Annotated in this window: 11 protein-coding genes; 6 read left to right on the forward strand and 5 right to left on the reverse strand. The window is 70.8% G+C overall.

Features of this window, described 5'->3' with window-relative positions:
- Window positions 1-64: 64 nt before the first annotated feature.
- From LR393_RS25110 to LR393_RS25130, 5 genes are read left to right on the forward strand one after another with little or no spacing between them, the layout of a single operon-like run.
- Entirely contained in the window at window positions 65-2,515 is a 2,451-nt protein-coding gene (locus tag LR393_RS25110; protein WP_231487170.1) for an ATP-binding protein, read from the forward strand.
- Window positions 2,512-2,958: a roadblock/LC7 domain-containing protein gene (locus LR393_RS25115; protein ID WP_231487171.1), complete on the forward strand. Its 447-nt coding sequence runs from the start codon at window positions 2,512-2,514 to the stop codon at window positions 2,956-2,958. Before LR393_RS25110 ends, LR393_RS25115 begins: the two co-directional genes overlap by 4 nt.
- Entirely contained in the window at window positions 2,955-3,404 is a 450-nt protein-coding gene (locus LR393_RS25120) for a DUF742 domain-containing protein (protein ID WP_231487172.1), read from the forward strand. The genes LR393_RS25115 and LR393_RS25120 overlap by 4 nt, the downstream gene beginning before the upstream one ends.
- Window positions 3,388-4,005: a GTP-binding protein gene (locus LR393_RS25125; RefSeq protein ID WP_285594044.1), complete on the forward strand. Its 618-nt coding sequence runs from the start codon at window positions 3,388-3,390 to the stop codon at window positions 4,003-4,005. The genes LR393_RS25120 and LR393_RS25125 overlap by 17 nt, the downstream gene beginning before the upstream one ends.
- Before the next feature lie 13 nt (window positions 4,006-4,018).
- Window positions 4,019-5,116: a substrate-binding domain-containing protein gene (locus LR393_RS25130; RefSeq protein ID WP_231487174.1), complete on the forward strand. Its 1,098-nt coding sequence runs from the start codon at window positions 4,019-4,021 to the stop codon at window positions 5,114-5,116.
- A gap of 101 nt (window positions 5,117-5,217) precedes the next feature.
- On the opposite strand, the gene LR393_RS25135 is transcribed toward LR393_RS25130, so the two are convergent.
- Window positions 5,218-6,312, reverse strand: coding sequence for an NUDIX hydrolase (locus LR393_RS25135; RefSeq protein WP_231487175.1), 1,095 nt, complete (start codon window positions 6,310-6,312; stop codon window positions 5,218-5,220).
- 205 nt (window positions 6,313-6,517) lie between these two features.
- Between LR393_RS25135 and LR393_RS25140 the strand changes: the two genes are divergently transcribed.
- On the forward strand, window positions 6,518-7,477 hold the full coding sequence (locus tag LR393_RS25140) for an SGNH/GDSL hydrolase family protein (protein WP_231487176.1): 960 nt from the start codon (window positions 6,518-6,520) through the stop codon (window positions 7,475-7,477).
- A gap of 2 nt (window positions 7,478-7,479) precedes the next feature.
- Here LR393_RS25140 and LR393_RS25145 read toward each other — a convergent pair whose 3' ends face one another.
- The 4 genes from LR393_RS25145 to LR393_RS25160 all read right to left on the reverse strand — a co-directional run bounded on the left by LR393_RS25145 (window position 7,480) and on the right by LR393_RS25160 (window position 14,249).
- Window positions 7,480-8,772: a geranylgeranyl reductase family protein gene (locus LR393_RS25145; RefSeq protein ID WP_231487177.1), complete on the reverse strand. Its 1,293-nt coding sequence runs from the start codon at window positions 8,770-8,772 to the stop codon at window positions 7,480-7,482.
- A 100-nt stretch (window positions 8,773-8,872) separates the two neighbouring features.
- Window positions 8,873-11,005 carry an RNA degradosome polyphosphate kinase gene (locus tag LR393_RS37175; protein WP_407937351.1) on the reverse strand — a complete coding sequence of 711 codons (2,133 nt, stop codon included), beginning with the start codon at window positions 11,003-11,005 and terminating at the stop codon, window positions 8,873-8,875.
- Between the two features lie 1,459 nt (window positions 11,006-12,464).
- Window positions 12,465-13,442, reverse strand: coding sequence for a mycothiol synthase (gene mshD, locus LR393_RS25155; protein ID WP_269327844.1), 978 nt, complete (start codon window positions 13,440-13,442; stop codon window positions 12,465-12,467).
- Between the two features lie 90 nt (window positions 13,443-13,532).
- Window positions 13,533-14,249 (reverse strand): winged helix-turn-helix transcriptional regulator, encoded by a 717-nt coding sequence (locus LR393_RS25160; RefSeq protein ID WP_231487180.1) that lies wholly within the window; start codon window positions 14,247-14,249, stop codon window positions 13,533-13,535.
- Between the last annotated feature and the right edge of the window lie 135 nt (window positions 14,250-14,384).

The following is a 14,384-nucleotide window of genomic DNA, read 5'->3' on the forward strand; positions in this document are numbered from 1 at the left end:
CAGCCGGCACCTCCGCAGCAACGCCCTACTGCGCGCACGCCAAGCGCCACAGGAGTCCACATCGATGAAGATCGCACAGAAGCTCGGCCTGCTGGTCGGTGCTCTCCTGGCGGCGGTACTGGTCACGATTCTCGTACTCTCGGCCCAGCTCTCGTCGACCTCCCGGGAGTACAAGGACCTGATCAGTGGCAACATCCAGCAGCGTGAGACTTCCCGCACGATGCTGGTGGCCTTCGGGCGGCAGGTGACCGCCTTCCAGCAGATCCTGCTGCAGGCCCGGAACGCCGACGACTACAAGCGTCTCAAGGGTGTGTACGACCAGCAGGTCGACACGGTCAACGGGCTCAACGAGGAGCTGCTGAAGAACGTCGGGCCGGAAGACCCGCGGCTGAAGACGTCGCTGAACGAGTTCCAGTCGTCGCACAAGGCCGTCGGTATCCAGTACACCGCCGCGCTGAACGCCTTCGTCGCCTCTCGCTACCAGGCCGTCGACGAGGTCAGCAGCTCGGCGGAGGGCCTCGAGCAGTTCCCGAACGACCTGGTCAACGTCATCGCCGACTACCGCACCCGGTCCGCCCAGGAACTGATCCAGCAGCAGAACGACTCCACCTCGAGCCGTCTGCGCCTCATCTACCTCGGTGGCGTGCTGCTGCTCCTGCTCGCGACCGGCTTCGCCGTCATCGTCGTGCGGGGCATCGTGCGCCCGGTGCGCTCGCTGACCAACGCCGCCCTCGCAGTCGCCAACGACCGCCTGCCCAAGGTCGTGGCGGAGATCAACGACCTGCCGGCCGAGGCCCCCGCGCCGAGCCTCCCGCGGTTCCAGGTCAACACCCGCGACGAGCTCTCCGAACTGGCCGGTGCACTGAGCACCCTGCAGGACAGCGCCGTCGGCCTGGCCCTGGAGCAGAGGCGTAACGAGCAGGCCAACGCGGAGACCCTGGTCAACCTGGGGCGCCGTAACCAGAGCCTGATGACCCGTATGCTCGGCTACGTCACCGAGCTGGAGCGGGACGAGAGCAACCCCTCGTCCCTGGACCGCCTGTTCCGTCTGGACCACCTCACCACCCGTATCCGGCGGAACGCCGAATCGCTCCTGGTCCTCGCCGGTGCCAAGCAGACCCGTACCTGGTCCCACCCGATCGCGATGCAGGACGTCGTGCGCGCCTCGCTCTCCGAGATCGAGGAGTACAACCGGGTCACGGTGCACCACATGGACCACGCCAAGGTGGCCGGTTCGGTCGCGGCCGACCTCACGCACATGCTCGCGGAGCTGCTGGAGAACGGCACCCGGTTCTCCCCGCGGGAGCGTCAGGTGCAGGTCGTCGGACGGCTCATCCCCAGCGGTTACCAGTTCGACGTCATCGACTCCGGCCTCGGCATGACCGAGGAAGAGCTGGACGCGGCGAACGACCGCATCGCCCACGCCGGCCAGCGCCGGCCGGACGCGAAGGTCCTGGGCCTGCACGTGGTCGGCCGGATCGCCGCCCGTCGTGACATGGTCGTGCAACTGCTGCCGTCCGACCAGGTCGGCCTCACCGCGCAGGTTCTCGTGCCCGGTTCGGTCATCAGCGACGCGAAGCTGCCGACGAACTTCCACGAGGTCACCGACGTCCCGATGCTGAGCCCCGCGCCCAGCAAGAAGGCCGACGCGTCCGAACCCCCGGCCCCCGCCCTGGCGCCCACGCCCCGGCGTACGCCCACCGCGGCCCCGGCCGGGCGCCAGTCCCCGAAGCCGGCCGGCGGGGGCGTGGTCCAGCCCTTTCCGGGAGGCTCGTCCGCGCCCATCGGCGCCCCGGCCCAAGGACACATGCCGCAGCGCCCACAGCTGACCTCGGGCTCCTCACCGAACCTTCCGGCCCCGGCCGGGCTGCCCTCCGGCCTCTCGTCGGCGTCGCAGAACCCGCAGAACCCGTCCCGGCGGGTCCGCGGGGCCCAGCTGGGCGATCTCGGCTCGAACCTGCGCGATCAGGCCCCGCGCGCAGTTGATCCTGAACTCGCGAGGTCGCAGATGTCTTCGCTGCAGTCCGGAGTCGCCGCGGCCCGCCGCGGCCACGACCAGGCCGCTCCCCAGAACGACCGGCCCCCGGCCACCGCTCAGACCCCGGTCAGCTCGCAGAACCCGATCCCGGTCCGCCGGGTGAGGGGCGCGCAGCTCGGGGAACTCGGCGCCGGGGCTCCGGGAGAGTCCCAGAACAGCACCGTCGATCCGAATCGCGTGAGGTCGCAGATGTCTTCGCTTCAGTCAGGGGTGGCGGCCGCACGCCGGGAGGCCGGCCCCACCGGTGAGCAGGCCCCCCAGAACCCGCCGCCGCCCACCGCCCCGGTCCGCCGGGTCCGCGGCGCGCAGCTCTCCGACCTCGACACCGGCTCCGGCGGCGCCTTCCGCGGTCTGCCCCGCGACGCCGCGGGTATCGGCCGTCAGCTGTCGGGCCTGCAGGCCGGAACCACCCGGGCCACCCGTGAGACGGGCCGGCCCAACGCAGGAGATGAAGAGACCATGGGGAGCAACGAATGAGCCCGAACGGATACGGCGCGACGGCAGTCCTGAGCCCCGCGGCCCAGAACGTCAGCTGGATGCTCGACAACTTCGTCCGCGAGACCGCCGGCGTCGAGCAGATCATCGGGGTCTCCTCCGACGGCCTGCTGATGGCCATGTCGGTGCGGATGGACCGCGGTGACGCGGACAAGCTCGGGGCCACGGTCTCCGGTCTGACCACCCTGGCCCAGAGCGCCAGTCACCTGCTGAACAAGGGCGGCCTGACCCAGGTCATCATCGAGTTCTCCGGTGGTTACCTGCTCTGCTCGATGATCAACGGCCGCGCCTGCCTGGGTGTCGTCACCTCCCAGCAGTGTGACCTCGGCCTGGTCGGTTACGAGACCGCCATGCTGGTCGAGCGGGTCGGCGCCCTGCTGACGCCCGAACTGATCTCCGAGCTCAAGGCGAACCTGGCGCGGTGAGCGACTACGACGGGCTCAACGAAGAGCAGGAGAGCTTCGGCCGGCCGTTCCTCGGCCGCGTCATCCGGTCCGAGGCCGATCACGGTTTCGCTCCCGAGCCGGTGGACGAGACCCCGGGTGGCCACAACCGCCCGTACCTGATCACCGGTGGCCGCACCGGCGGTGGCGCCGCCGGCATCGGTATCGAGACGCTGCTGATCCGCGACCCGGGCGCGGTTCCCAACAACGCCTGGTCGCCGGAGATGGCGATGATCGTGCGCACCTGCGACAGGGCGCTCGCGGTGGCCGAGGTGGCCGCCTACATCGGCCTGCCGATCGGGGTGGTCCAGGTGCTCGCCGGAGACCTGGTCGCGGCCGGTGTTCTCCAGCGGTCCGCGACGTCGAAGTCCCTGGCGGACGACGTCGCCTTCATCGAGAGGTTGATTCACGGTGTCTCTGCACTCTGAGACCAGAAATGTGGCGGGGGGCCAGCCCGACGGGGGCAAACGCCCTCCGATCCCGGTGAAGATCCTGATCTCCGGTGGCTTCGGCGTGGGCAAGACCACCACGGTCGGCGCGCTCTCCGAGATCGACCCGCTGAGCACCGAGGCGCCGATGACGTCGGCCTCGATCGGTGTGGACGACGCGGGTGTCGGCAGCCAGAAGACCACCACCACGGTGGCCATGGACTTCGGCCGCATCACGATCGACGAGAGCATCATCCTCTACATGTTCGGCACGCCGGGGCAGGACCGCTTCGGCTTCATGTGGAACGACCTGGCCGAGGGCGCCCTGGGCGGCGTCGTGCTGGTCGACCCCAGCCGGATGGAGGAGTGCTTCGTCGCGCTGGACTACTTCGAGAACATCCAGCTGCCCTACGTGGTGGCGGTGAACACCTTCGCCGGCCGCGAGTCCCTGACCCTCGATCAGGTGCGGCACGCGGTGAACGTCGACCCCGACGTACCGGTGGTCGCTGTCGACGCGCGTGATCGCGAGCAGGTCAAGGCCGTGGTGCTGACCCTGCTGCGCCGCATTCTGGCCCGGGCGAAGAACCGTACCCGTGGCTGAACGAGGAGGAAGATTGTTACGCAAGGTCCTGGCCGGTCTGGCGACCGCCGGTCTGGCGCTCGCGCTCACCGCCTGCGGTTCGGACGCGGTGCCGGCCGACAGCGTGTACGCGAATGTCGGCGCCAAGATCGGTATCTCGCTGCCGAACGAGACCTCCGACCGGTGGGCCGGTGACGGCGGCGCGATGGCGACCCAGTTCAAGGCCATGGGCTACACGGTCGACGTCAAGTACGGCGCCGACGACGCGGCCAAGCAGGTCAAGCAGGTCCAGGCCATGGTCGACGAAGACGTCGACCTGCTGGTGATCACGGCGATCGACGGTAGCTCGATGACGGATGTGCTCGCCAAGGCGGCGGCCAAGAACATCAAGATCATCGCCTACGACCGTCTGCTCACCAAGACCCCGAACATCGACTACCAGGCCACGTTCGACAACACCCGGGTCGGCGTCATGCAGGCCAACCTGATCGTGGACAAGCTCGGGCTGAAGTCGGCCGACAGTGGCCCGTTCACCATCGAGCTGTTCGCCGGTCACTCCGGGGACGCCAACGCCAAGTCGTTCTGGAACGGCAGCATGAGCGTGCTGCGCAAGTACATCGCCAGAGGCCAGCTCGTGGTGAAAAGCGGCCAGAACCGCTTCGCCCAGACCGCTATCGACCTGTACAGCAGTGATCTGGCTGAGGCCCGGATGAAGAAGATCCTCCGCGCGAACTACGCCTCCGAGGACCTCGACGCCGTGCTGTCGCCCTACGACGGTATGACGATCGGCATCATCAAGGCGCTCAAGGCCGACGGTTACGGCACGGACGCCAAGCCCTGGCCGATCACCTCGGGCCAGGACTCCGAGCTGCCCTCGGTGAAGTCGATCATCGACGGTGAGCAGACCGCGACGATCTTCAAGGACACCCGGGAACTGGCGAAGGTCGCCGTGCAGCAGGGCAACGCGCTGCTGACCGGCACCGACCCGATCGTCAACGACACCACCACGTACGACAACGGGGTCAAGAAGGTCCCGACGTACCTGCTCTACCCGGTGGCCGTCGACAAGACGAACTACAAGACCCTGCTCGTCGACAGCGGCTACATCAAGGCCGCTGACCTGATGTCGTAGGGCACCACCGAATGAAGGACGCGGACGGGCACCCGGGTGCCCGTCCGCTGGGGGCACCCCCGGCCCGCTAGGGCTGGGGGACCTTCATTTTGGGGTGGCTCTCAGGAACGCCGGACCGCGCCCCGGAAGCGCTCGACGCTCACGATCCGCCCCGACGTCGCGACGTGTGCGACCAGGGCCTCACCGGTGCCCAGCCAGGGGTTCTCCTCAGGCATCCCGGTCAATGCCTGCGGCGTACAGGCCTCGGCCAGCGTGGCCATGACCGCCGCCAGCACCGGCCGGTGGGTACAGACCAGTGAGCTCCCGGAGGCGAAGTCCGGGGCCAGGATCGAGCGCAGCAGTTCGGGCACCCGGTGCGGGTCGTTGCGCAGGCCCTGCTCCGACAGCAGCGGCAGCACCTCCACCCCGGCGTAGGGATCGGCCGCCCCGTTGCGTTCACGCAGGTAGGGCGTCAGCGTCAGCATGCAGCGCGCCCACGGCGAGGTCAGCAGCACGTCCGGGTCCCACACCGCGAGCAGGCCGGGCAGCGCGTTGGCCTGGGAACGGCCCACCGAGGTGAGCGGGCGGTCGGCCTCGGTCCCCGGCCAGTGCGCCCGCGCCCGGGCCTTGGCGTGACGCAGCACCACCAGGGCCCGGGTCTGCAGCACCCCGGCCGCGGCGTGCTCGAGAAGCGCTTCCAGGGGCGGCAGATCGCCCGGACGGGTCAATCGGGCCCGGGCCCGGGCCGCCGGCAGCCAGACCACATCGTCGATCTCGTCGGCGCCGGCCGTGCGGGCGGTCTGCACCCCGGCCGTGGCGCTCCAGTAGTGAACTGTCTTGTCCCGCCCGTCGGGCAGCACGTAGTCGACCGAGGGCAGAGGACGACCGAGCAACGGACGCACGCCGGTCTCCTCGGTCACCTCCCGCACGGCACACTCGGGCAGGCTCTCGCCGGGCTCGATCTTGCCCTTCGGCCACGACCAGTCACCCCAGCGCGCACTGCGCACCAGGAGCACCTCGATGTCCTCCGGGCCGCTCACGGCGCCGCCGGGGGTGCGGGGGCGCCAGCACAGGGCCCCCGCCGAGACGACGGCGGGCCGGTCGGGGGGAGCGGGGTGGCGCCGGCGACGGGGAATCGGGCTTCGTCCCTTCCGCTGGATCTTGCGGGATCCGGTCTTTCGGGAACGGATGGACGAGCGGGTGGGACGGCGGCTCACCCTGCGACTATCGCAGATGCCCGCGCCCTCGTCCTGTCGGCCCCGACCTGCGAAGACTGCCCCCGAGGCGCACTTTTCGGGCCCCCTGCCACGGCGTCGCGACGTGCGGGTTCCCCTGTCAATGCGGGCAGATTCACACTGGGCAAACGTTGTTCGACCGCCCTTGGTGTACTAATCGACAGCATTGGTCACTACTCTGTCGACCGTGCGTAGGATCGGGACCGGAGCAGCCATGCTGTCTGCCGGCGTCGTCGTCGGTGTGGTGGTCAGCGGAGGGTTCTCCGGTGGCGGGTCCACGACCGCAGCTGCAGCGTCCCCACCCCCCTCGGCGTCGCCGTCCGTGACGGCGACAGACGACGCGGCACCGGTCTCCGGCACCGCGACCGTGACCGCCTCGGCAGCGCCGGCCTCGGTCACCCCGAGCGCGAGCGTCTCGCCGGACACCGCGGCGCCGGACACCTCGGCCCCGGACACCTCGGCGCAGGATGCCGCGGCCGCCCGGGCGAAGGCCCGCCGCCAGGCGGCCGTCCAGGCCGCGGAGGGCGCCACCACGACCGAGAGCGGCGGCACCGTCGCCTACGGCGGCCAGGACCTGCCCGACCTCATCGTCGCGCCCCCGGAGAAGACCGACGGCGCGCTGCGGCTCACCGTGGGCCTGGGTGACTCGATCACCTACCGGTCCGGCTCGTGGTTCCGCCGGGTCTGCGGCTCCGGCGTGGTCAACACCTGCCGCGACTCCGGCATCCGCGGTGACACCACCGCCGGCATGCTGAGCCGCCTGCAGACCGACGTGCTCGACCTGCACCCCGACGTGGTCACGGTGATGGCCGGCACCAACGACATGCTGTACGGCTTCACCACCGCCCAGAGCATCCGCAACATCGGTGAGATCGTCACCCAGATCCGGGATTCCGGCGCCACCGTGGTGCTCTGCACGATCGCCCCGCGCAACGCCACGCCCGGTGAGGCGATGGCGCTGAACAAGGCGATCCGCAAGTACGCGAAGAAGCACCACGTCGCTCTGTTCGACGTCGCCCCGCTGCTCAGCACCTGGAACGGCCGCTTCAAGAGCGGCCTGACCGACGACGGCGTGCACCCCAACGCCCGGGGCATGAAGCTCGTCGCCGACTACGCCGAGCAGCGCCTCCCGGCGCTGATCAAGTAGTTCTAGGGCTTCAGCTCACCGAACGGCACCCGCTCGTCGAAGCGCCGGGAGACCTTCCCGGCGCCGCGCCACAGGCGGGCCACGTAGTCCTTGTCCTCATCGAGCACCAGGTTGCCCATCACCCGCAGGGCGATGGTCATCAGGAACTTCGAGCGCATGCCGACCGGGCCGCCGTAGGTCAGCACGCCGGGCACGGTCAGCAGGGTGGCCAGGCGGCGGGCGATCGAGAACGCCTCGCCGTAGTGCTCGCGCAGGGTGGCGGGCCAGGCGCGGTTGAGATCCGCGTAGCTGCGCCCGGTTCCGCGGCCGGTGCCGGCGCCCGCGGCGAACAGCTCGGCCACCAGCCGGCCGGTTTCCAGGCCGTAGTCGATGCCCTCGCCGTTCAGCGGGTTGACGCAGCCGGCGGCGTCACCGATGAGCGCCCAGTTGGGCCCGGCCACGCCGCTCACCGCGCCACCCATGGGCAGCATCGCCGAGCGCACGCCGCGCGGCTCACCGCTCAGCTGCCAGTCGTCCTTGCGCAGGCCCGCGTAGATGTTGATCAGGTCTTTGAGGTGCACGTCGGCCGGCCGCCTCTCAGTGGCCAGCGCACCCACGCCGATGTTCACCTCGCCGTTGCCGAGCGGGAACACCCAGCCGTAGCCGGGCAGCAGCTCGTTCTGCGCGCCCCGCAGCTCCAGGTGGGAGGTGATCCACTCGTCGTCGCTGCGGTCGGACTTCACGTAGGCCCGGGCCGCCACGCCGTACGCGGTGTTCTGGTGCCATTCCCGGCCCAGCACGCGGCCCAGCTGCGAGCGGTAGCCGTCGGCCACGACCAGGCGCCGGCAGCCGATGGTGTAGTTCGGCTTGTCCTTCCCACCGGCGAACACCACGCCGATCACCCGGTCACCGTCGCGCATCACGTCGATCGCCCGGGCGTTCTCCAGCCCGCGCGCGCCGGAGGCCAGGGCCTCCTCGCGGATGCGGTGGTCGAGCGTGGTGCGGGGCACCGCCGAGCCCCGGCCGGGCAGCGAGCCACCGGGCCAGGGCAGGTACAGCTCCTGCCCGAAACCGCAGGCCCGCAGGCCCCGGTTCGACGGGTAGGACGCCAGCCACCCGCTCAGACCGAGCTGGTCCAGTTCGGCGATCGCGCGGGGCGTCAGGCCGTCACCACAGGCCTTGTCGCGGGGAAAGGTCTCCTTGTCGGCCAGCACCACGTTCAGCCCGGCACGGGCCGCCCAGGCCGCCGCGGCCGACCCCGCCGGCCCGGCGCCGATGACGAGCAGATCGGTGGACGTCGGCGTCTGGTCAGTCATGGGGACAGTGTGCCCCTCAGGGGTACGTGATCGTCCCCCACCCCTCCCTCGTGATCATGCGAACCCTCCCCGGGAGGGTTCGCATGATCACGCAAGAGGCCTAACGCCTGCGTCCGGACCTCTTCGGCGGGCGGCTGGCGATGATGTACGACTGGAGGTCGCGCAGGGGCTGGCCCTCCGAGTCGTGGTGATGACGCGTCCACACGCCCTCGCCGTCCAGGTGCCAGGAAGACGTGTCCGCGTCCATCGACACGTTCAGCAGTTCTTCCAGCTCGGCCACGTCCCGCGGGTCGCGCAGCCGCAGCATGGCCTCCACCCGGCGGTCCAGGTTGCGGTGCATCATGTCCGCGCTGCCGATGTAGACCACCGGCTCACCGCCGCCGGCGAACCAGAACACCCGGGAGTGCTCCAGGAACCGGCCGAGGATGCTGCGCACCCGGATGTTCTCGCTCAGGCCGGGCACGCCGGGCCGGATCGCGCAGATACCGCGCACGATCACGTCCACCTTCACCCCGGCACTGGAAGCCCGGTACAGCGCGTCGATGATCACCTCGTCGACAATCGAGTTGATCTTGATCTTCACCCCGGCCGGGCGGCCCGCCTCATGGTTGGCGATCTCCCGCTCGATGCGGTCGACCAGGCCCGTGCGCAGCGAGCGCGGGGCTACCAGCAGGCGGCGGTAGGCCGTCTTCGGGGCGTAGCCGGAGAGCTGGTTGAACAGCCGGGACAGGTCTTCGCCGACCTGCGGGTCGCACGTCAGCAGACCCAGGTCCTCGTACAGCCGCGCGGTCTTCGGGTTGTAGTTGCCCGTGCCCACGTGGCAGTAGCGGTGCAGCCCGTCGGCCTCCTGGCGCACCACCAGACTGAGCTTGGCGTGTGTCTTCAGGCCGACGATGCCGTAGACCACGTGCACGCCCGCGCGTTCCAGCTTGCGGGCCCAGGCGATGTTGGCCTGCTCGTCGAAGCGGGCCTTGATCTCCACCACGGCCAGCACCTGCTTGCCCGCCTCGGCCGCGTCGATCAGCGCGTCGACGATCGGCGAGTCGCCCGAGGTGCGGTACAGCGTCTGCTTGATCGCCAGCACCTGCGGGTCGTCGGCCGCCTGCTCCAGGAACGCCTGCACGGTCGTGGAGAACGAGTCGTAGGGGTGGTGCAGCAGGATGTCGCGGCGCTTGATCGCGTCGAAGACGTTGGTCGGCTTGGAGCGCTCCACCTCCGACAGCTGCCGCGGGGTGGCCGCGACGTATTTCGGGTAGTGCATCTCCGGCCGGTCCAGGTCGGCGACCAGGTTCAGCCCGCGCAGGTCCAGCGGCTCCGGCAGCGGGAACACCTCGGACTCGCTGACGCCCATCTCGCGCACCAGCAGCTCACGCATGTGCGGCCCGATGTCCTCGGCCACCTCCAGGCGCACCGGCGGGCCGAAACGCCGCCGCAGCAGCTCCTTCTCCAGCGCCTTGAGGAGGTTCTCGACGTCGTCCTCCTCGACCTCCAGATCTTCCTGGCGGGTCACCCGGAAGGTGTGGTGCTCCAGCACCTCCATGCCCGGGAAGAGCTGGTCGAGGTGCGTGGCGATGATGTCTTCCAGCGGCACGAACCGCGCGCGCGGCAGGTCGTCACCCTCGTCGACGTTGTTCGCCTCGTCGTCGGCGTCGACGTTCACCAGGCGCGGCAGCAGCTGCGGCACCTTGACCCGGGCGAACATCTCCTTCTCGGTGACCGGGTTACGCAGCACCACGGCCAGGTTCAGCGAGAGCCCGGAGATGTACGGGAACGGGTGGGCCGGGTCGACCGCCAGCGGTGTCAGCACCGGGAACACCTGCTCGCGGAAGAACCGGTGCAGACGCCCCTGCTCGTCCTCGGCCAGCTGGTCCCAGCGGGCGATGGTGATGTTGGCCTCGGCCAGCGCCGGGGCGATGTCGGCGGAGAACAGCTTGGCGTGCTCCGCCTGGAGCTCGTGCGCCCGGGAACGGATGCGCCCCAGCAGGTCCCGCGGCTCCAGACCACTCGCCGCGCGCACCGCCAGACCGGTCGCGATGCGCCGCTTCAATCCCGCAACCCGCACCATGAAGAACTCGTCCAGGTTGCTCGCGAAGATCGCGAGGAACCGGGCCCGCTCCAGCAGCGGGAGATCGGCATCGCGCGCCAGCTCCAGCACCCGCTCGTTGAACGCCAGCCAGCTCAGCTCGCGGTCGAGGAACCGTCGCACCGGCGGCTGCTCCACCTCCCGGAACAACGCGGTGAGCTGGGCGTCCTCGGCGGCGGCGACGAGTGAGCTGACGGCGTCGGAACGGCTGTCCGTGGAGGAGTTGCGGTCGGGGGTCACGTCTTCCTTACTGGCCACCGCTTCGACGGGGGCGGCCGGCGGTTCGGGGGTCAGGAGGGCCTCGGGCAGGTCGTCGACGGTCGACGCCGGCGGCTCGCCGGCGAACCGCGCCCCCCGGTTCGGCGTCGACTTCCTGGCCGTCTTCGCTGTCTTCCGGGAACTGCGCCGGCCGGCGTCCGGCCCGTCCGGCGCGGTCGGGCCGGCGGCGGTCTTTCCGGTTCTGCTCACGGTGGCCTCCTGCGGGGTGGCGGCCGTTGTGCCTGAGGACGACGTACGCGCCGCGGCCTTTCGGGTCGCCGGCTTGCGCCGGGTCGCCGCGGTGGGCGCCGCCGGGTCCGGCGTCGGTCCGGCGAGCGCCGTCCCGGTTGTCCCGGTTGTCCCGGTTGTCTCGGCTGTCTTGACCGGATTGGCCCGATTGGCCTGCCCGGTCTGTCCGGCCGGCTCGGCGACGGCTCGGCCAACCACGCTCGTCGCCTTCCGCGCCGTGCTCTGCCGGGCCGCAGCGGTGCGCGCGGTGGCGGTCTTGCGGGTGGCAGTCTTGCGGGTGGCGGCCTTCTGGGCCGGGGGGCGCCGCACGGCGGTCTTGCCGGCTGCGGCTTTCCGGGTGGGGCCGGCCGGATCATCCTGTCCGGCCTGGGCCGCCGACTCGGCCTGGGCCGCCGACTCGGCCTGGGCCGCCGACTCGGCCGGGGTCTCGGAATCGGCCCGGGGCTCGGCCGGCTGGGCCCTGTCGGCCTGGTTCGGATCGCCCTGGCTCTGGTCCGCCTGACTCTCGTTGGTCCGAGTCCGGCCGCCCGGCGTCCGGCCGCCCGGCGTCTGGCCGCCCGGCGTCCGGCCGCCCGGCGTCCGGTCCGGCTCGGCGGTGGCCGTCGCGGTGGTCGTGGCTCCCGCGGCGCTGTCCGACGCGGTCGTGGCGATCTTCGGTGCCGGGGCGCGGCGGGTGGCTGCCCGGCGGGGACGGGTGGTCGCCGTGACGGCGGAGCCGTCTTGCGGGGCGGCTGCCCCGCCGACCGGCCCGTCAGCTGCAGCGGTCGGTTTCTCTTGTGCAGCAGCCCGTTTCCGGGTTGAGGGGGTGCGGGTGGGGGATGACGCGGTCTTCCGGGTGCGCGATGTCCCGGCAGCGGTCGACGGGCCCGGACGGGCGTTCGTCGGGCTGCCGGCCGCGCTGGACTTCCGGGTGGCCGCCGGGGTGGGGGAGGGGCCGTCCGAGCTGGTCATGTCCGCCATGCTCTCACTGTCCTGGTCTCGCGCTCGGTGTCCCGATCCCGGCGATGAGCCCGGATCAGTGCGGTTGTCGGTTCTGACCCGCGGGGAGCCGCGGGCGAAAGTCCATCCCTACGGCCTGGTTCGGCGTGCGAGGGCCGCAACTTCAGTCCTTCGCGGCGTCGGCGTACGGGCCCTCGTGCACCACGTCGACGCCGAAGGGCGTGAATCCCAGCCGGTGGTAGACCTTCAGCGCCGGGGCGTTGTCGGCCTCCACGTAGAGCAGAACGGTGTCCAGGCCCGTTTCGTTGGGGTTCGGGCCCACGGCGGATAGGCGCAGCCCGGCCAGGTGCCGCAGCCCGGCCAGCGTGAGCGCCGTGCCCAGCCCGCCACCGTGGCGCTCCGGGTCCACCCCCACGGCGTAGACCTCGCCGAGTCCCTCGGGGTGCACCTTGGTCCAGTGGAAACCGAGCATGCGGCCGTCCTGCTCGGCGATGAAGAACCCGGACGGGTCGAACCACGGCTCGGCCTTGCGGGCGTCCAGGTCGGCCTGGGTCATGCGGCCCTGCTCGGGGTGCCAGCTGAACGCGGCCGCGTTCACCCGCAGCCACTGCGCATCGTCCTCACCGGGCCGGAACGCGCGCAGGGTGACGCCCTCCGGAACCCGCAGTTCGGGCAGGTCGTCGGCACCCGTCAGGGGGCGGCGCAGCTGCAGCAGCTCGCGCACCACGCGGTAGCCCAGCCGGGCGCCCAGCGCCCGGGCCCCGGGGTGATCGCCGTGCGACCAGATCCGGGCGAGGTGATCCGCGTCCCCCATTCTCTCCAGCAGAGCCCGCCCGAAACCCTGGCGACGGCTCTGCGGGGCGACGACCGCCTCGGCGTCCACGATCGTGCGGGGACCGTCTTTCTCCGGGGAGATCTCGGTGTGGGCGTAGCCCACGATCGCCTCGGAGGCGTCGCGCACCACCAGGTGACGGCCCGACCCGACCGCGGGACCGAGCTGAAGCAACACGTGCTCGGAGATCGGTGCGGCCTTGTCGGCAGCCGTCGCGGCGGCGAGAACGGCCCGCACGCCCTCGGCTTCGGCCTCGGAAAGCTGGTCGGATACGACGATCTGCACGCTGGGGATCACCGTTCGCAGCATATGTCGTGACGGCGAGACCTCGACCCGAGGTGACCTCGGGCCCGATGTGAACGGATGGCGAACGCTTTACGCGTCCACCCGGATGTTCACCTACGCGTCCACCGTTTCCTCGACACCGACCCGCTCGCGACCCGGGGGCACGAACCGGTAGCCGACGTTACGCACGGTGCCGATCAGCGCGTCGTGCTCGGGACCGAGCTTGGCGCGCAGACGCCGCACGTGGACATCGACGGTGCGGGTGCCACCGAAGTAGTCGTAGCCCCAGACCTCCTGCAGCAGCTGCGCGCGGGTGAAGACCCGGCCCGGGTGCTGCGCGAGGAACTTGAGCAGCTCGAACTCCTTGTAGGTGAGATCGAGAGCACGGCCCCGCACCCGGGCGCTGTAGGTGACCTCGTCCACAATCAGGTCACCGGCGCGGATCTCCGGGGTCTCGTCGGACTGCTGCGCCTCGGCCAGGCGGCTGCGACCGGCGGCGAGCCGCAGGCGGGCCTCCACCTCGGCCGGGCCGGCGGAGTCGAGCAGCACGTCGTCGGCACCCCAGTCGGCGACGACGGCGGCCATCCCGCCTTCGGTCAGCACGAGCAGCAGCGGTGAGGACAGACCGGTGGTGCGCAGCAGACGACACAGGGAGCGTGCGCCCGCCAGGTCGCGACGACCGTCGACGATCACGGCGTCGGCCGGTGGGGCGTCGACGAGAACAGCCGCCTCGGCCGGCAGCACCCGGATCTGGTGCGGCAGCAGGCCGAGAGCCGGCAGCACCTCGGCGGAGGGAGCGAGGGCATTCGTCAAGAGAAGGAGTGAAGCCATCTGGTGAGACCTCCGCGTCGTCCGACCGTGCAGGTGGCGAACCCCCGTGTTGCCGCGTCTTTGCGGAGCGCAACCGGCTCAAGCGTATGTGACAACACGTTGTTGGCACAGGGGTTACCGGGGTTTTGTCGCCAC

The organism is Kineosporia mesophila (genome assembly GCF_021129235.1).
In the GTDB taxonomy this organism is placed as follows: Bacteria; Actinomycetota; Actinomycetes; order Actinomycetales; family Kineosporiaceae; genus Kineosporia; species Kineosporia mesophila.

Excerpts from the sequence above, each read along its gene's own strand:
- LR393_RS25110 (WP_231487170.1), top strand. The coding sequence starts at position 65 with ATGAAGATCGCACAGAAGCTCGGCCTGCTGGTCGGTGCTCTCCTGGCG.
- LR393_RS25115 (WP_231487171.1), top strand. The coding sequence starts at position 2,512 with ATGAGCCCGAACGGATACGGCGCGACGGCAGTCCTGAGCCCCGCGGCC.
- LR393_RS25145 (WP_231487177.1), bottom strand. The coding sequence starts at position 8,772 with ATGACTGACCAGACGCCGACGTCCACCGATCTGCTCGTCATCGGCGCC.
- mshD (WP_269327844.1), bottom strand. The coding sequence starts at position 13,442 with ATGCTGCGAACGGTGATCCCCAGCGTGCAGATCGTCGTATCCGACCAG.
- LR393_RS25160 (WP_231487180.1), bottom strand. The coding sequence starts at position 14,249 with ATGGCTTCACTCCTTCTCTTGACGAATGCCCTCGCTCCCTCCGCCGAG.